This window comes from Shewanella sp. MF05960, from assembly GCF_050849305.1.
Classification (GTDB): domain Bacteria; phylum Pseudomonadota; class Gammaproteobacteria; order Enterobacterales; family Shewanellaceae; genus Shewanella.
In genome coordinates this window covers 75,597-94,410 of the sequence record NZ_JBOZPS010000008.1, presented here as the reverse complement: position 1 = coordinate 94,410, position 18,814 = coordinate 75,597, and the positions used below count along the sequence as shown (strand labels likewise).

13 protein-coding genes are annotated in these 18,814 nt (G+C 38.6%); 10 read left to right on the top strand and 3 right to left on the bottom strand.

Going from position 1 to position 18,814, the window contains the following annotated elements; translation table 11 throughout:
- Positions 1 to 57 precede the first annotated feature (57 nt).
- From ACROAE_RS10050 to ACROAE_RS10030, 5 genes are all read left to right on the top strand, one after another.
- A complete protein-coding gene (locus ACROAE_RS10050; protein ID WP_432401312.1) occupies positions 58 to 933 on the top strand; it encodes an alpha/beta fold hydrolase in 876 nt (291 codons plus the stop codon).
- A 122-nt stretch (positions 934 to 1,055) separates the two neighbouring features.
- A complete protein-coding gene (gene oleC / locus ACROAE_RS10045; protein ID WP_432401310.1) occupies positions 1,056 to 2,750 on the top strand; it encodes an olefin beta-lactone synthetase in 1,695 nt (564 codons plus the stop codon).
- A 45-nt stretch (positions 2,751 to 2,795) separates the two neighbouring features.
- A complete protein-coding gene (gene oleD / locus ACROAE_RS10040; protein WP_432401308.1) occupies positions 2,796 to 3,845 on the top strand; it encodes a 2-alkyl-3-oxoalkanoate reductase in 1,050 nt (349 codons plus the stop codon).
- 222 nt (positions 3,846 to 4,067) lie between these two features.
- Positions 4,068 to 5,252 carry a methionine gamma-lyase gene (megL, locus tag ACROAE_RS10035; protein WP_432401306.1) on the top strand — a complete coding sequence of 395 codons (1,185 nt, stop codon included), beginning with the start codon at positions 4,068 to 4,070 and terminating at the stop codon, positions 5,250 to 5,252.
- A gap of 1,131 nt (positions 5,253 to 6,383) precedes the next feature.
- Positions 6,384 to 6,665, top strand: a complete 282-nt coding sequence (locus ACROAE_RS10030; RefSeq protein WP_124731388.1) for a GIY-YIG nuclease family protein — start codon at positions 6,384 to 6,386, stop codon at positions 6,663 to 6,665.
- An 806-nt stretch (positions 6,666 to 7,471) separates the two neighbouring features.
- On the opposite strand, the gene ACROAE_RS10025 is transcribed toward ACROAE_RS10030, so the two are convergent.
- Genes ACROAE_RS10025 through ACROAE_RS10015 form a run of 3 tightly spaced genes read right to left on the bottom strand, consistent with a single transcriptional unit; the run spans position 7,472 to position 10,657 of the window.
- Complete coding sequence (locus tag ACROAE_RS10025; protein ID WP_432401303.1) at positions 7,472 to 7,867, bottom strand: hypothetical protein; 396 nt, start codon at positions 7,865 to 7,867, stop codon at positions 7,472 to 7,474.
- The gene (locus ACROAE_RS10020) at positions 7,867 to 9,957 is read right to left on the bottom strand and encodes a bifunctional diguanylate cyclase/phosphodiesterase (RefSeq protein ID WP_432401301.1); all 2,091 of its coding nucleotides are present in this window, start codon (positions 9,955 to 9,957) and stop codon (positions 7,867 to 7,869) included. Before ACROAE_RS10020 ends, ACROAE_RS10025 begins: the two co-directional genes overlap by 1 nt.
- A gap of 40 nt (positions 9,958 to 9,997) precedes the next feature.
- A complete protein-coding gene (locus ACROAE_RS10015) occupies positions 9,998 to 10,657 on the bottom strand; it encodes a transglutaminase-like cysteine peptidase (RefSeq protein ID WP_432401298.1) in 660 nt (219 codons plus the stop codon).
- Between the two features lie 1,936 nt (positions 10,658 to 12,593).
- Between ACROAE_RS10015 and ACROAE_RS10010 the strand changes: the two genes are divergently transcribed.
- From ACROAE_RS10010 to ACROAE_RS09990, 5 genes are all read left to right on the top strand, one after another.
- Positions 12,594 to 13,760 (top strand): nucleotide sugar dehydrogenase, encoded by a 1,167-nt coding sequence (locus ACROAE_RS10010; protein WP_432401296.1) that lies wholly within the window; start codon positions 12,594 to 12,596, stop codon positions 13,758 to 13,760.
- Between the two features lie 436 nt (positions 13,761 to 14,196).
- Complete coding sequence (locus ACROAE_RS10005) at positions 14,197 to 15,426, top strand: lipopolysaccharide biosynthesis protein (RefSeq protein WP_432401294.1); 1,230 nt, start codon at positions 14,197 to 14,199, stop codon at positions 15,424 to 15,426.
- A complete protein-coding gene (locus tag ACROAE_RS10000) occupies positions 15,423 to 16,622 on the top strand; it encodes a hypothetical protein (protein ID WP_432401292.1) in 1,200 nt (399 codons plus the stop codon). The genes ACROAE_RS10005 and ACROAE_RS10000 overlap by 4 nt, the downstream gene beginning before the upstream one ends.
- Complete coding sequence (locus ACROAE_RS09995) at positions 16,603 to 17,652, top strand: glycosyltransferase (RefSeq protein WP_432401290.1); 1,050 nt, start codon at positions 16,603 to 16,605, stop codon at positions 17,650 to 17,652. Before ACROAE_RS10000 ends, ACROAE_RS09995 begins: the two co-directional genes overlap by 20 nt.
- Entirely contained in the window at positions 17,639 to 18,814 is a 1,176-nt protein-coding gene (locus ACROAE_RS09990; RefSeq protein ID WP_432401288.1) for a glycosyltransferase, read from the top strand. Before ACROAE_RS09995 ends, ACROAE_RS09990 begins: the two co-directional genes overlap by 14 nt.

Sequence of the window (18,814 nt, the reverse complement as noted above, 5' to 3'; positions counted from 1 at the left end):
CCTCAGGCTGCACTGAATTTTTGCATATCATTATAAAAATAGTTAACAGGATGCATCATGCTAGACAACTTACTGCCCTTTAAAAGTCATTATTTAGACCGTAACGGCAATAAACTCCATTACATCAACGAAGGCCAGGGCGAGCCAGTGGTTATGGTGCACGGTAACCCGAGTTGGAGTTACTACTACCGTAACCTAGTGAGCGCGTTGAGCGATCAACACCAATGTATTGTGCCAGACCATATTGGTTGCGGCTTATCAGACAAGCCAGATGATCCACAATACGATTACACCTTAAAAAACCGTATTGACGATTTAGAAGCGTTACTTGACAGCTTAGACGTAAAACAAAACATCACCCTCGTGGTACACGACTGGGGCGGTATGATAGGAATGGGCTTTGCGGCTCGTCATCATGAGCGCATCAAACGCATTGTGTGTTTAAACACCGCAGCGTTTCATCTTCCTAAAACTAAGCCTTTTCCCTGGGCATTGTGGATTTGCCGCGAAACCTTACTCGGTACCTTGTTGGTTCGTGGTTTAAATGCATTTTCATCAGCAGCCTCGTATGTGGGTGTTAAACGCAAACCCATGTCTAAAGAAGTGCGTGAAGCTTACGTAGCGCCGTTTGATTCGTGGAAAAACCGTATTTCGACCTTACGTTTTGTACAAGACATTCCACTCAAACCTGGCGACAGAAACTACGACCTAGTGACTAGCATTGGCGATAGCTTAAGCGAGTTTGCTGAAGTACCGACATTGATTTGTTTTGGTTTACAAGATTTTGTATTCGATAAGTATTTTTTAGAAGAATGGCGACAGCGAATGCCTCACGCAACGGTGCACGAGTTTGCTGACTGCGGTCATTACATCCTTGAAGATGCCAGCGACGAAGTGATTGGCTTAATTAAAGACTTTATCGCAAAAAATTAATTACACCCTAAAAGGCTCATTTGAGCCTTTTAGCTATTTAATCGTCTAAAATTATCTATATGTTGGCGTTATTGTTGTTAGCCAGCATATGCGTTATTCACATTCGCCCAAAATGAAGCCACATGACTCAAACCTCTGCTCTTGCTAATGCCAATATCTGTCAGCACCTTAAAACGGCTGCGCAAACTATGCCTGCCGGACTTGCTGTTGCAGTGCAACACTTTAAGCAAGGCCAATTCAATTATCAAGAAATCGACTTTGTTACCTTACATCAACAATCGGATATGATTGCCAAAGGGCTTATTCAATACGGCATCAAACGTGGCATGAAAGCGGTGTTAATGGTCACCCCAAGCATTGAGTTTTTCTCGTTAACGTTTGCCTTATTCAAAGCCGGTATCATCCCCATTTTAGTCGACCCAGGCATGGGGATTAAAAACCTTAAACAGTGTTTTGAAGAGTCGCAACCAGACGCCTTTATCGGTATTCCTAAAGCCCATATCGCCAGGCGCGTACTGGGTTGGGGCAAAGGCAGTGTAAAACAGGTGATTAATGTCGGTGGTTCAGGGTTACAGCGCTGGTTAACGAATGCCACCAGTTTAGAAACCATTACCGAAATCGGCCGAAATGAGGCTTATCCTTTTGAAATGGCCTTGTTAAAACCAGATGATATGGCGGCCATTTTGTTTACCAGTGGCAGCACAGGTACGCCAAAAGGTGTGGTGTATAGCCACGCGATGTTTGAAGCACAAATCAGCGCCCTAAAACATGATTACGGCATTAGCCCAGGCGAGCGCGACTTAGCAACGTTTCCGCTGTTTTCATTATTTGGCCCAGCACTCGGCATGGCATCGATTGTGCCAGACATGGACGCCAGTAAACCGATAACGGCGAATCCTGCTAATTTGTTTGCCGCAATTGAGCAATATCAATGCAGCAACATGTTTGTTAACCCAGCCTTGTTAGAGCGTTTAGGTCAAGCAGGCGAGCAAACTCAGCATAAACTCACTAGCGTTAAGCGAGTGATATCAGCAGGCGCACCGGCAACAATTAGTTCGATTAAACGCTTTAGCCACATGCTAAACCCACAGGTTGAAGTGCTGAATTCTTACGGCGCGACAGAATCGTTACCCATCAGCATGATTGGTAGCCATGCATTGTTTGCAACCAGCGAACTGACCGATCAAGGTAAGGGCATTTGTGTTGGAAAACCAATCTCGACAGTTAGCGTTGATATTATTGCCATCACAGATAAGGTCCAGCCTAATTGGGTCGATGTTAAAAAACTTGCCGCTAACGAAATTGGCGAAATTGTCGTCAGCGGCCCAATGGTCAGCCAGGCTTATTATCAACGTCAACAGGCCACTGAATTAGCTAAAATTAACGACGCTGAACACGTTAAGCACCGCATGGGTGACGTGGGGTATATAGACGATAATGGCTTATTATGGATGTGTGGTCGTAAAGGCCATATTGTCGATGCTACGCGTGGCCAGCAAAGAATAAAGCGCTTTTATACATTACCCTGTGAGCGCGTATTTAACACCCATCCACAAGTAAAACGTTCGGCTGTTGTGGGCGTTAAGTTAGGTGATAATATCGTGCCGGTATTGTGTATTGAACTGCAAAAAGACATCGTCTGCTCAACGTCTAAAGCACTGTATCAAGAGCTATTAGCTATCGCAGAACAATATCCACACACCGACGGAATAGGGCGCTTTTTAATTCATCCTCAATTCCCGGTCGATGTGCGTCATAACGCAAAAATCTTTAGAGAAAAACTGGCGGTGTGGGCACAAAAGCAGTGGAAAGAATAAGCCTCGTCTTAAAGTCGTCTAAAAGTATTAAATAAGGTCATCAGCATGAATCTGACAGATTTACATCCTCTAGAGCAAACCGCGCTTAAGCAATTAGCATTGTCAGTCGACAAGGTGTTTGTCACCGGTGCGGGTGGCTTTTTAGGATGGGCGATTTGTCAGCGTTTAATTGCTGCAGGTATTCAGGTAGTGGGTTTTGCCCGTGGTGATTACCCAAAACTGGTAGAACTGGGCGTCGATATGCACCGCGGCGATATCAGTGACTACAAAAGCGTTAAACAAGCCATGCAAGGTTGCGACATGGTGTTTCATGTGGCATCAAAAGCAGGGATTTGGGGCAGTAAACAAAGCTATTACTCGCCCAATGTCGATGGTGCAAACAACATTATCAATGCCTGTAAAACGCTTAATATTCAACGTTTAGTCTATACCAGCACCCCAAGCGTGACGTTTGCCGGGCGTGATGAAAACGGCATCAATGAGTCAGCACCTTACGCAGACTCATACCTCAATAATTACGGTGAATCTAAAGCCATCGCAGAGCAACAGGTGCTTGAGGCTAATTCCGCTCAACTTTATACTACCGCTTTGCGGCCACACTTGATTTGGGGACCCAACGATCCTCATCTTGTGCCAAGAGTGATTGAACGTGCACGGGCAGGGCGATTAAAGCTCGTGGGTCATGAAGATAAACTGGTCGATACCATTTATGTCGACAATGCAGCCTATGCGCATGTTTTAGCCGCGTTAGATTTAGTCACTAATGCTAAGTGTGCAGGTAAAGCATATTTTCTCAGTAACGATCAACCTATTACCATGGCAGATATGCTTAATCGTATTCTCGCCTGTGTTGATTTACCGCCAGTAACCAAACGTGTTCCAGCAAGTGTTGCTTATGTCGCAGGTGTGGTGCTCGAAACCGCATATGGTTTACTCAATAAATCACAAGAACCTATCATGACGCGTTTTGTCGCAAGACAACTGTCAACCAGCCATTACTTTGACATCAGCGCCGCCAAACAAGACTTAGGTTACCAGCCACTTGTTAACATTGACCAAGGCATGCAAAAGCTTAAGCAATCTTTGCTGAACTAATCGCCTGCTGTCACACATCTTCTGCGTGCATTTACAGCACTCAAATAGGTGATTTAAACGATGTAAACAGCTGTTTGTAAAATTGTTTTTACATCGTCCACAGGGTTATTTTTCAACAATCACTTGGTTATATTTTATTCCGCTGTATCTTAAATTCCGATCACCACAACAATAACCCCAAAGAGGGTAACAACTCATAACAAGGTGGCGCAGGGAGAAGCAATGCAAAATAACAATCAAGGTAAATGGAACTTAGCCACATTAGCCATTCATGGCGGACATCAACGCGAAGCTTTTGGCTCGCTCACCACCCCTTTATACCAAACCGCGACCTTTGTTTTTGACAGCGCCGAGCAAGGCGGAGCCCGTTTTGCAGGCGAAGAACCCGGTTATATTTATACTCGCCTCGGTAACCCAACCACAGCAGAACTAGAACGTAAAATGGCGCTATTAGAAGGCGCAGAAGACGCTGCAGCAACCGCATCGGGTATGGCAGCAGTATCAAGCGCATTATTGACGCATTTACATGCAGGCGATCATCTCGTAGCGTCTAAAGCCGTTTATGGTTGTACCTTCGCGCTAATGACCACCCAGCTAACGCGCTTAGGCATTACGAGTACATTAGTCGACTTCACCGACATGATCGCAGTTGAGGCGGCGATTAAGCCAAACACCAAAGTATTGTTCTGCGAAACCCCGGTTAATCCGCATCTGCAAGTGTTTGACCTTACCGCGATGGCGAATGTCGCTAAAGCGCATAACCTTGTGTCAATCGTCGACAACACCTTTATGACACCACTATTGCAACAACCGCTTTCATTAGGTATCGACATGGTGATCCACAGCGCCACTAAATACTTAAACGGTCATGGTGATGTGATAGCCGGGATTGTGTGCGGTAATGCAGAACACATGCACAGATTAAAATACGAAATATTAAAAGACTTTGGTGGCGTCATATCACCACACGATGCATGGTTAATCTTACGCGGGTTAAAAACCCTAGACGTACGCTTAACCCGCCATTGCGACAACGCCGAAATGATAGCTGAGTATTTATATAAACACCCTAAATTCAGCCAGGTGTTTTACCCAGGCTTAACACACCACCAGGGCCACCGCTTTGTCGGTAACCAAATGAAACGCGCCGGAGGCGTCATTGCATTTGAATTAAAAGGCAACAAACAAGACGCCATCAACTTCGTTAATCGTGTAAAGCTATTTACCATCGCCGTAAGCCTAGGCGACGCAGAATCGCTCATCCAACACCCCGCATCCATGACCCACTCACCCTACACCCCAGAAGCCCGACTCGCCGCAGGCATCACCGACAACCTACTGCGTATCTCGGTTGGTTTAGAGAATGTTCAAGACCTAATAGCAGACATAGAACAAGCACTACTCTAGTTAAATTATACAAGCGGTAAGTCAACAGAAACACCTGGATCCCTGATACAAGCACTCAGGGATGACGGCAAGAAGATTATGACAACGCCCACTACTACGTCGTTCCGGTAATGCTTTTGAGCCGGAATCCAGGTGTTAGCTTTTTGCTTTTGTACAAGATCAACAGAAACACCTGGATCCCTGATACAAGCACTCAGGGATGACGGCAAGAAGATTACGACAACGCCCACTACTACGTCTTTCCGGCAATGCTTTTAAGCCGGAATCCAGGTGTTGGTTTTTGCTTTTAATGCCGTGCCAAAACAAGGTCAACAGCAACACCTGGATCCCTGATACAAGCACTCAGGGATGACGTGCGAGAAGATGACGAGCGGGTAGGGAACAGTTGGATTCCACTAAGTAATTGTTTACTCATTCGTATACAAACAACGCTCACTACTACGTCGTTCCGGCAATGATTTTAAGCCGGAATCCAGGTGTTTGCCTTATGCTTTTGATACTCAAGCAAGGTCAACAGCAACACCTGGATCCCTGATACGAGCACTCAGGGATGACGTGCGAGAAGATGACGAGCGGGTAGGGCAACACTTGCATGCCACTACTTCGTTGTTTGCTCACTCGTATTCAAACAACGTCCACTACCACGTCGTTCCGGCAATGCTTTTGAGCCGGAATCCAGGTGTTGTTTTTCCTAACAACGCCCAAGCAAGGTCAAAAGAAACACCTGGATCCCTGATACAAGCACTCAGGGATGACGGCAAGAAGATTATGACAACGCCCATCACTACGTCTTTTGCTCACTCGTATTCAAATACCGCCCACTAACACGTCTTTCCGGCAATGCTTTTAAGCCGGAATCCAGGTGTTAATTTTTTGCTTTTTAAACAAGGTCAACAGAAACACCTGGATCCCTGATACAAGCACTCAGGGATGACGTGCGGATGGGGCGAAATTGCATTACATACAAATAACGCCCACTACAACGTCGTTCCGGCAATGTTTTTGAGCCGGAATCCAGGTGTAGGCTTTAGATCTTGCATTCAGTAACAGAGTTCTTAATTTTGTTAAGGATCAACGAAACTCGCATTTAACTGCTATATTTTGAGATTACGTTAATTGAGCTAAGTAATTATGGATAAGCAATCATATATTTACATCATGGCTAATCGGCCCAATGGCACACTCTATACTGGAGTGACATCTGATTTAATCAGACGAAATTGGGAGCATAAAAATGGCTTGTCTGATGGCTTTACCAAAGAACATTCAATTAAAATGTTAGTTTACTACGAAGTATTTGATGACATCTATAATGCCATTACCAGAGAGAAACAGCTTAAAAACTGGAAGCGTGAATGGAAAATTCAATTAATTGAAAAGTTCAATCCTCGTTGGGAAGACCTTGAGATTTGAATATTTAATCAAGGTCAACAGAAACACCTGGATCCCTGATACAAGCACTCAGGGATGACAGATTGGAGAAACACCTGGATCCCCAATTAAAGCATTTGAGGATGACGGCAAAAGATGATGTACGAGTAGGGCAACACTTGCATGCCACTACTTGGTTGTTTGCTCATTCGTATACAAACAACGCCCACTACCACGTCTTTCCGGCAATGATTTTAAGCCGGAATCCAGGTGTTAGCTTTTTGCTTTTGTACAAGGTCAAAAGAAACACCTGGATCCCTGATACAAGCACTCAGGGATGACGTGCGGGTAGGGCCAACAACTACATGCCCGTAGGTAATGCTTACCACTACTTTATTCAAACAACGCCCACTACAACGTCTTTTACTAATTCGTATTCAAATACCGCCCACTACCACGTCGTTCCAGCAATGCTGTTGAGCCGGAATCCAGGTGTTGGCTTTTTGTTTTTTAATGCCCAAGCAAGGTCAAAAGAAACACCTGGATCCCTGATACGAGCACTCAGGGATGACGGCATAAAGATGGCGGGCGAGTGGGGCGATAGCTTTACCTAGAACCTAGTACCTAGTACCTAGTACCTAGTACCTAGTACCTAGTATCTCGAACTTAGCCCATGCATTCCGTAAGCGATGCGTTCTGTATACCGTTATCTAGTCACTAGAAGGACGTAGTCCGCTCCCGGGCGAGCTTGCGAGTTCCTAGTCTCTATTCTTTTTTTAACCCACAAAAAAGCCCAAATTAATGGGCTTCTGTTTAGCTAAGCTAATTAATGAAAACTAGCTTTTAGATTAGTTGCTCGAAATAGTTCCAGCGCCGCCGCCTGAACCGCCGCCAAAACCTGGGCCGCCAGGAGCAGGAGCTGCACCAAATGCGCCGCCAGCTGCGGTCTGTAACTCTTCAAGGTTAGCAGCAACAATGGCAGGGTCTATACCGTTTGCAATCGCAATCGCTAAAATTTCATCAGGGCTTAAACCCCCAGCAGAAGCAGCTTGAATCGCTTCAATAATTAAAGCTTCATCACCATTAGCGGCAATAAATGCATTGGCTAATTGGGCCGATACATCAGATACAGGTGCATTCTGAGTGCTTGCGGTTAAAGTCTCTTCAGCTGCAATCACTCCAGCAGACATGCCTGTAGTCATTAATGCTGAAACTAATAACAGGGTTAATTTATTCTTACGCATTATGTTGCCTCGTGATTCAGTGAGTGGCTAAAGTTATTCAACTCCAATGCACTTGTCCATGTGTTTGTTGCATTAGCAGGAATGATTGTACTGAAATTCCGTACGGCATACAATCCATTCCCTTGCAAACCGTCGATGTTCATGAGTGAAAAATGCTCACCTATCATAGCCGACTCTACCTGTGGAGCGATGATTTTAATACCAATCCCATGACAAATCTGAGTAATGGTTTGTACAAAAAAGCGTGTATCAGACTCAGCTATATCACGGACGTAACTAGCATCAATCTTAATGTAATCAATGTTTAAGTTTCTAATATAACAAAACGAAGTCAAACTTGAGCCAAAACGTTCAATCGCAATATCAATATCTAATTGCTTAGCCTGACGGATAAATCGCTCGGTCGATTCCAAAGAAAGCATCGCCGCAGACTCATTAAATTCATACAAAAGTGGTGGAAGCGTTTTGTGCATTTTTTGATAAAGATCGAACAACCATTCAGTAAATACCGGATTATGTAACGCACGGTTACTAATATTGATAGCCACACGAGTATGTTCGATGTGTTGTAATTTATAAAAAATGAAGCACACAACAGCCTGTTCTAGCTCTTGCAAAACACCAAGTCGTTCAGCCATCGCAAACACATCTAAGGTCGATAACACTTCGCCTTCAACTTTAAAGCGAACAAACGACTCGACGTATAAAATTGACTGATTATTATCAACCACAGGCTGGAGCATTAAATCGAAAATCTTATCCAATGGAATGCACTTAATGGCAAAGTCTTTGCTGTTACAGTGGCTAATCTCATTTTTAAAGTATTCAGTAAACTGAGTTAAAATACCGACCCATTCTTCGCGAGAATGGTTTTTTTTCATCATCTGAGCCGTGACTAGGCCTGTATCATTTTCGGCATATTGATTGTGCACAAGCTGATGATCCAATCGTTTCACCACTTCGGCAAAATCTTCTTCATGATTAACACGCGTAAGCGAATGCTTAGCAAAACCATGATTAAACCGACTCGAACTCTCAATCATAATGTTAGCGGCAATTTGTTGATCTATCTCTTTAGCCGCTTCTTCGGTTAACAAGCTCAAAAAGGCAAACTCAGAGCCAGAAATACGGTAAAAAGTCGCATCTTGTAACGCGCTTATTTGCTTACTGAATAACTGCGCACCAGACAAAATATAATCATCGCCACTGCCATAACCTTCATTATCGTTAACATGTTTTAAAGATGCCATCGACACCAGGCCTAAATAAAATCGATTACCATGCTGGTCGTACTCAGCTTGAATAGACTCAAAGCGTTTTAATAAAGCTCGGCGATTAGGCAGCCCTGTATGAGGGTCGATATACACTTCTTTTGATAACGCTTCTGCTAGCTGAGTTTGCTCGTTAAACGATCGCTGAATATTCTCAACCATACGGTTAATCGCATTAACCACAGTGCGCAGTTCAGAAGTGAAAGGGTTAATTGAATTAATGCTAAAGCGTTTTTGAATCACCGACTCAGCTTGTTTTTCAATACTGCGCAGTGGATTTAACACCGCTTTCAAAATCAAATAAGCACAAATAAGGGCAATAACCAATTGCAATAATGTCGTCATTAAACTACTGACCGCATGGTCCCACAAACTTTTGTAAGAGGTACCCGCGTGCGACTGCACCTTAAGTTGCCCTGCAATACGCCAGCCATCGCTAACTTCACTGGTCATCACAGGTGGGTGCAAGGTAAACCAATCGATAAACCATTGCGGTACCGCAAAGTTTCCTTGCGGGTTCGTGCGCTCAAATATCAGTTTGCCATCCAAATCGGTAAACGTAATATGTTGGTAATAGCCCGAATCGAAAATAGCATTGGTCATGGTCTCGGCAATCACCAGGCCTTCTTCATCCATATAAGGTGAAATAGACAAACCTAAACTGTGAGCAGCACCTTGCGCATGTGAGGCCAGTTGCTCATTTAAGTAATTCCGCATATTAGCCACGTTGTTATACAGCGCAGCCCCAAAGCTAAAAATTGATAAGCAGCTAATTAGCAGATATAACTGCAACCTTAATGATATTCCCTTAGTAAACATTGTCTTCGTCACCATCATTTGCTCCATGTCTCATAGTCGGTTATTCACCGTTTTCAATTCTATTCACTAAATCAGTCCAACTTTTAGTGCCACTGCTGGTGGGCTTAGTACTGCCAAGACCTTGCGCCTTAGCTAACCATAATCCCTGGCCGTTAAACGAATAAACAGGCTTTAAGTCACTGCGTTGGTTTGCCGGTAATATCCTGGTTTTTAAATTATCGAGTACAAGCGGCATCGCTTTGGGATTGTCAAAATAAATCAATACCATATGCGGTTCATTTATCAACAATGCTCGCACATACATCAGGCGCATTTTACTTTCATCAACGCCCATGGCCTTTAAGGTAAAATACTTAAAAATCGCAAAGTCTTCACAATCGCCACCTTTAGTCCCTAACGACTCTATAGGTGTTGCCCAATAATCACCTTTACCCCAATGCTCACTATCACTTGTAAAGCGAATTCTGCGATTAGCAAACTGATTAGCTAAAAAAAGCCTATCTTCATCACTCGAGTTTATCCCTTTGTTAATCGTTTCTTGCCAATCAATAAAATCATCTAATCGTTTAGCGCCATAGCGTTGCTCTACCTGGCTAAAAAAATCTTGAGTAAATAGATTATCGGTGATGGTCGCAATACACACAGCCGAATACACCACTGACAACACAAGCCAATGACGATACTTATCAACACAAAACAACAAGAGTCTAATAGGTAAATTCCGCTATAAATGACACAAAAGAATAAAATGGTAATTATTTTACAAAAAATAACGTTAAATCAATGTCTATCATAATCTAGTTAATACTTAAACGACAATATTATGGCGAAGTAATCGTTGATAACACTCACTTTACACATACCAGTAAATCAAAAGTTCTATCACTAAAGCTTACCCGATAGAACATCAATCGCATTACAACATAAAAGCGATCGCTGACACTGTCATTTTATTGGCATGTAAATTGTTTGTTAAAAAGGTGAACGTAGAAATTTTTCATCTTTAAAGGGGGGCGGTGGAACTGAAATTTTCGTCTCTAAATTTGAATCAATTTTATTTTGGATTGATTAAAATAAGATTATTGTTATTTAACAATAAGTTGTTTGGTTGTAAAAATGGATTGCAGATTCAAGGCTTGATTAAAACAGACTGGAACGAGCGAAATATGTTACGCACCAGTTTGGTGCTATTTACCCATAACGTTTCTTTATGATGCATTTGAATCAAGCATAAATAACGAAAATAAAAAGCCAATTGTATTCTTCAGAAAAATCTAGGCTGACAAAGGCTATTGGTAGTAACCAATGTGAGCAAACGTAAACTTAAGGTTTATTTTTACTAATTACAGCTAAAAATTGCACAAAAAGACGTAAAAATAGCACTTTATAAAAGATCGTCAAAAAACTGTCATTAACTTACCGTATACATTATAATTGCCAGCAATTAAGAGGACGGACGTAAAAACAGATAGTAGAAAAGGAACATTCATACAAGGCATGATGCCAGCGAGAACTGTTGTTGAGGCAAAAAATCATCTGATTTAACCTCATTAGTTACCGATGCGATCTCATATCATTGTTGTTCCTGCAGTATCCCATTTACATCATTTAGGGTGTGTGTAAACACTCACTCAGTGACGCAAAGCGAGTTAGCAAATTAGTGTGTGAGTTAGTGTGTGAGTTAGTGTGTGAGTTAGTGTGTGAGTTAGTGTGTGAGTTAGTGAGTCAATAGACTCTTCTGGCAAATGACCAACAGTCGAACGATAAGCAATCGAATGACCCTTGCTAACAACAAGGAGTCTAACGACAAAGCAGTCAACGACAAGCAGTCAAATAGCCATCTAACCGCCACGAGCTTAGCTCAAAAGGGATCCTTTCTACTATTTCAAACCAAAACGTCAAACCTCTAAAAATTTGCTCCATAGTTTTCAAATTCAACTTTAAAAGTGTTAAAAATATAGAAATAAACTTTTAAAATAACAACTTAACAGTTTTTTACAGCAATCTAGAGGCTGCAATCTAGTGGCGGTAGCGTGCCTTTTTTTAGGTAAAAGCACTTTACCTATCATCTAATAATCTCGTCATGCTAGAACCTAAATGTAGCACCTCCCGCACGTCATCCCTGAATGCTTGTATCAGGGATCCAGGTGTTGCTCTAAAGGCTTTGCAACACCCGCGCGTCATCCTCGAATGCTTCTATCAGGGATCCAGGTGTTGCTTAGATTTAAGGTTCTAGGAGCTCGCAAGCTCGCCCAGCGCGGACTTCGTCCTTCTAGGTTCTAGGTAATAAAAGTTTGCTCCACCCGCACGTCATCCTCGAGTGCTTGTATCGGGGATCCAGGTGTTGCTTTTGACTGAGGCCGTAAAAGCTTTGCACCACCCGCACGTCATCCCTGAATGTTTGTATCAGGGATCCAGGTGTTGCTTTATCTTTATGACCTTTATGCTTTTACCTAGAACCTAGAACCTAGAACCTAGAACCTAGAATCAGTAAGCGAAGCGTTACGTACACCGTTATCTAGCCACTAGAAGGACGAAGTCCGTTCTCAGGCGAGCTTGCGAGGTCCTAGCACCTAGCACCTTCTTCTACAAAATACGCATTGAAACCAATTTAAGATCAACAGGAAGTTTACAAGATGAAAATTGCTATCGCAGGCACGGGTTATGTTGGCCTATCAAACGCAATGCTATTGGCACAGCACAATGAAGTTATCGCTGTCGATATAATAGAAGAGAAAATTAGCCAACTTAACGCTAAAATCTCACCGATAGCCGACGTCGAAATCGAAGACTTTCTCGCAAACAAACCATTAAACTTCAAAGCAACACTCGATAAAGAATTAGCCTATAAAGATGCTGACTTCGTTATAATTGCAACCCCAACAGACTACGACCCAAAAACTAACTACTTTAATACCTCATCTGTAGAGTCTGTTATTCACGATGTCATCAAAATTAACCCTAATGCCGTGATGATTATCAAATCAACTGTACCAGTAGGCTACACCGAACAAATTAAACAGCAGCTTAATTGCTCAAACATTATCTTCTCGCCAGAATTTTTACGCGAGGGCAAAGCATTACACGACAACTTGTACCCATCACGTATTATCGTCGGTGAGCAAAGCGAACGTGCGCAGACTTTTGCCAACTTATTACTACAAGGCGCAATTAAGCAAGGCATCGAAGTGCTGTTTACCCACTCAACCGAAGCTGAAGCAGTTAAGTTATTTTCAAATACTTATCTAGCACTGCGTGTTGCCTACTTTAACGAGCTAGACACCTACGCAGAAGCACACGGACTCGACAGTAAGCAAATTATCGACGGTGTCTGTTTAGACCCGCGCATAGGCAATCATTACAACAACCCATCATTTGGTTATGGTGGATATTGCTTACCAAAAGACACTAAGCAGTTACGTGCAAATTATGCTTCAGTGCCTAACAACCTGATTACCGCTATTGTCGATTCCAATACCACACGTAAAGACTTTATAGCCGAATCAATTTTAAAGCGTAACCCTAAAACAGTGGGCATCTACCGCTTAATCATGAAGTCAGGTTCAGACAACTTTAGAGCATCAAGTATTCAAGGCATAATGAAGCGTATTAAAGCTAAAGGTGTAGAAGTGATTATTTACGAACCCGTTATGCAGCAAGACGAGTTCTTCAATTCAAAGGTCTATCGTAATCTTGAACAATTTAAAACCGATGCAGATGTAATTGTATCGAATAGAATCGCTGATGAATTAAGTGATATCGCTGATAAAGTCTATACTAGAGACTTGTTTGGCTCTGACTAAAAGTAAAACGGATTAGCAGAAAGTCACTATTAAAAAATAAAACCTAATAAAAAAAGAGGTTTAAATGGTTTTGGATAGAAGGGTCAAATAATTATTCGTAGTCACCACCGGATTACACGGTTATTTGATCTGAGACAACTAGACATAGTGCAATTGCTGTTCATGGATGCTTGAATATAAATTTTATAATCTAAGGCTGATTAAAACTAAATTTAAGAAATTAGGTTTATAATAATAGAACAGTATGAATAAATGTTATTGATTAGTTAATTAGCCAAAAAAACAGATAAGAATTCGAGAGAAAACTGTAGAACAATAAACTAAAATTAGATATTTGTAAGTATTACAATGCTTGCGTTGGATAATCGTTTTTAAAATAATAGAACTAGAACTAGAACTAGAACTAGAAGAATGATGTATTAAGGCTAATAAATAAATGAATGATAAGTTTAAATTGGTTTCGGTGTTTCTAGGGAATATTAGCTTGGCATTGTCAGCATTCATTATAGCTGCAATATTAATTGCTGATTTAAGCGTTAAAGAATATGGCGAATTTGTATTGTATCAATCATGTATAGTGTCTTGGGTTATAATATCAAAACCACCAGTTTGGCAAGCAATAGTAAAGTTCTCATATGAGATTAAATTAAATGAGGTGTTAAAGATTTCATATTTTTTAGAATTGGTTTGTTATTTCTTTACTGCTTTAATTTTATTTTTTATTTTGTATTTTTGTTTCTATTCAGTAGTAGTTGAAAATATCTTGCTAATTGTTTTTAGTATTTTTTTTGGTTATTTTATTAATTCAGGTGTGGTGTTAGGTTTTTTTAGATCTCAAAGTAAGTTTTATATTCTTTCATTGATACAATTTATTTCTTCATGCATAAAGTTAGTTTTTGCAACTTTCTATCATGAAGACGTAAAAGTTCTTTTTATTAGTTTTGTTTTTATAGATGGAGCTTTATGGGTTTTAGCATTTACTTACGTATACATGGAGTATAAAAGAAATAAAGATGAATCAAGTTTGATAAATGCTATTTCAAAAAAAAGGATCACAAATTTTGCGTTTTGGTCATGGGGCAACTCAATATCGGATTTGCCAGTAACGCAATTCGATAGAGTTATTATAGCCTATTTGATGGGGTTGGAGTTAGTCGGTGTATACAATATAATGAAAAGAGTATCACAACTTTTAGGTCAAATAGCCGATCCTATAAGTCAAATATCATTTCCAAAATTCTCAGAAATGTTACATGAGGGTAAGGTTGGTAGTATATATAAAATAATAATAAAAATTTCTCTGTTGATGTTTTTAGTAACAATAGTTTCATTGTCTTTTACGTATCTACTTTATGAAATGGTAAATGAACATGTTTTTTCTAGTAAACTCACTTTATATAAAAATGAACTTTTAATGTTTATGTCAATTCAAGGTCTTTCTTTAGTTTTTGTTTGGATACATCCATTGTTTTTGTCAGTCGGTAAAATGAAAGAAGGTTTTTTTATAGTTACATTTTCTAGCCTGTTCTATGTAATGCTTTTATTTTTATTACGTGATATGGGTTTGGCAGGTGTTCTGATTGCAACAATTTTGCAGTTTTTTGTATTGATTTCACTTAAAGTATATTATGTTTTTTTTAATAGATATACAGGTAAAGTCTTTTGATTTATTATAAATATAAAGGTTTAAATTTTGGCGTATTAGTTTATTTTTTTCTAATATTACTCATTAGTTTTGCTGATAGTTTTGGAGAACTAACTTTTTTAAGGCATATAGAAATTGTTATACTTCCTTTAGTTATTGTTTTAGGTTTGTACTCTCGCCAGTATAATGGGAATAAGTTATTACTATTTTTATTTTTTAGTTTATTCTATTCTTTGTTATCTGTTTATTATGGTACTTCATTAATAGTAATCACTTTGTCTATATTAGGTTTTAAATATATTTATTTTGAACCTTTTTTTTATAATAAAAAAGAATTTAAATATTTCGTCGTTGAATATGTAAATTTAATAGCTCTTATTTGTATACCACTATCTATCATTCAACGACTCATAAGTGATAATCATACTGGAGATGATGTAGTTGGTGTTTTTGGTCAGGGGGGGAGCGGGGTCTTAACACTTTTCTTATTGGCTATAAGTTTTTCTAGGTTGTTAACTGCAAATTCTAAATGGGACTTTTTTTATTCACTATGTTTACTCATACCTGTTTTAATTAATGAAACTAAAATCGTATATATAATTGTTATAGCATATCTCATGTTCGTATTTATTATAGATGACAAATTTAAAAAGTTAAGTAAGTTCTATATTGCAATTTTTTCATTCGTGATTTTGTATTTAATAGATTATTATTTAGACATAATGTATGGTCAAGGTTTGAGTTCAATAGATCAGGACTTTATTGATGATTACTTATATAAAGAGTGGGAATATGATGTAGGGAGAGTATTGAAATACCAAATTTACTTTGAGTACATAAATGGATTGTCATTTATAGAAAACCTATTTGGATTTGGACTGGGTTCTTCATTAATAGCAAACAACTCTGGTATATCAGGCGTAGTAGCAGATAAACTGTCTTATTATAGAATTTTCGAAGGTACAAAAATTGGTTTTTTCAGATTGCATAGCGATTTTGGGTTTTTTGGAATTATAATTATATTTTCTTACTTATATTTAATGTTAAAAAAGTCTTTAGGTGCAATAAAAGATTTTTATTATTATTTTAAAGTTTTCATGATAATAAATTTTATTATAGGTGTTTTTTATACTGACTTTCTCTACAGTTATTTGTATATGGGTATAACGATGGCTGCAATTTCTATAAGGTTTGAATATGAAAATCCTGATTGTTAATAACAACCAATTTGGTTACCATCTTGATACATATAAGTATTGTGAATGCTTATCAGCAGATAACGATGTTACTTATATCTGTTTCGATTTTGGGTTTGATAAATTCGAATCAAATAAAATAAATGTTATTTACGTTAAAAGAGATGCTTATTTTATAAGCAGAGTTTATTTGTTTTTTAAATCGATTTTAGATTTAATAAAGATAAACAACTATGATGTCATATTTGTAAAACACTTTAAATTTTGTTTTCCAATCGCTCTGATGAACAAAAATGTCATTCTGGATATTAGAACATCTTCTGTAAACAAATCTAAATATAAACGATTTTTAGAAGATAGCATTTTAAAATTTGACAGTCTATTTTATAAGAAGATTACTGTTATTTCAGAAAGTGTTGCCAAAAGATTAAATGTTAAGTTCGACTGTATTTTACCATTAGGTGCTGACTCATTTGGTAAGCTAGATAATACTGACTATAAAAATGGATTTAATTTAGTTTATATTGGGACATATACAGGAAGAAATTTGCATGAATTTATTAAAGGATTATCTATCTATATAAACAGTGGTGGTGTTGTTAATTCAATGTATATAATCGGACACGGTAGTAAAGAAGATTATGATTTGATTAATAGGGAGGTTTTTTCAAACGGATTAAATGAGGTTGTTAAATTAACAGGATTTCTTAATCACAAGGAGTCATACGAATATATAAAAAAAGCTAATGTAGGTGTTGCATATGTTCCTATAACTCCTTTTTATGATAAGCAACCAGTTACTAAGACAATTGAATATCTTGCAACAGGTTTGCCTGTGCTCGCAACAGCCACTTTGGGTAATTCTATTTATATAAATAATAGTAATGGTGTTCTGGTTGGTGACAACCCAAAGTCTGTTTGCCAAGGGTTAAAAGATTTCATGTGTTTAAGTTTTGATAATTCGACTTTCGAACTTAATTTTAATTCTTGGGATATTGTTTCTGAAAAGCTATATCATTTTATGGAAAGTGTTAAGCATGAAATTAGATAAAATATACATTATTTGGCAGTTTGATCCTCGTAGTAAAAATATAGGTGGAGTAGGCAAGTATGTTATATCATTTGCTAAAGAAATATATGAAAAATATGAAGTTGTAATTGTCGGTGTTACAAAAAATGCAAAAGAAGTCGGTAAATTACAAGTAATAAATTTAGATGGGTTTAATATTTTTTTTCTACCGGTATGTACCGACAAAAACATCCCAACAAAATCATTTACTCCTTTATTGTTTAAATTTGTTTTAGGTTTAAATAAATTTAAAAACTTATTTGACAAAAGAGCTACATTTTTTTTACAAAGATTTGAATATTCATTCATCAAAATGAATGCTAATTCTAGATATTTTGTAAACTTCCATTATGATATAAGTCATTACTTAGAAAGGAAAAGTGGAGAATCTTATTGGAAGTATTTTCCTAGTGTTTATAAATATTTACTAAAAAAAATTGAACCTAATATAAATGGTTTTTTTTCAGTCAATAATCAGAGTTGTCATTACTTAAAGAGATTGCTACATAAACGCAAGGAAATTTATTTCTTTCCAACTTGGGCTGATAGTAAACTATTTTATTATGAAACAGAAAGGGTAAATGTAAAACTTAAAGTGATATCAAAGTTTGATTTGTTACCAAATAACTATTATTTGTTATCGATTGGCCGCATTAATAAGTCAAAAAACTTGATGATGTTATTAACTTGTATTGTAGATTTACCAGAAAATTTTTCTTTAATTATAGTAGGTGATGGTCCATATTTAGATAACTGTATTGAGTTTGCTAAACAAAATGGAATTCAAAATAGAGTGCTTTTCCTTGGACGTATTGAGCATTATAAAATTAAAGATCTATATGTTGCATGTGATTTGTATGTATCCACTAGTTTAACAGAAGGAATGTCTATTGCATTAATGGAGTCTTTGGCATGTGGAACTCCCGCTTTAACATTTAATACCGGAGAGGCAAGTACTGTCATTCAGGAAGGTTTAAATGGTTTAATTGTACATGATTTTTCTTATGCTTCTTTTCTTGAAGGCATAAGGTCTATGTATAGTCAAAGAAATAATTTTATACATAAAAATATAAGTGATTCGATATCAAAGTTTTCTGCGAAAGATATAATCTCTTCTATTTTAGAAAAATTCAAAGCGAGTTAA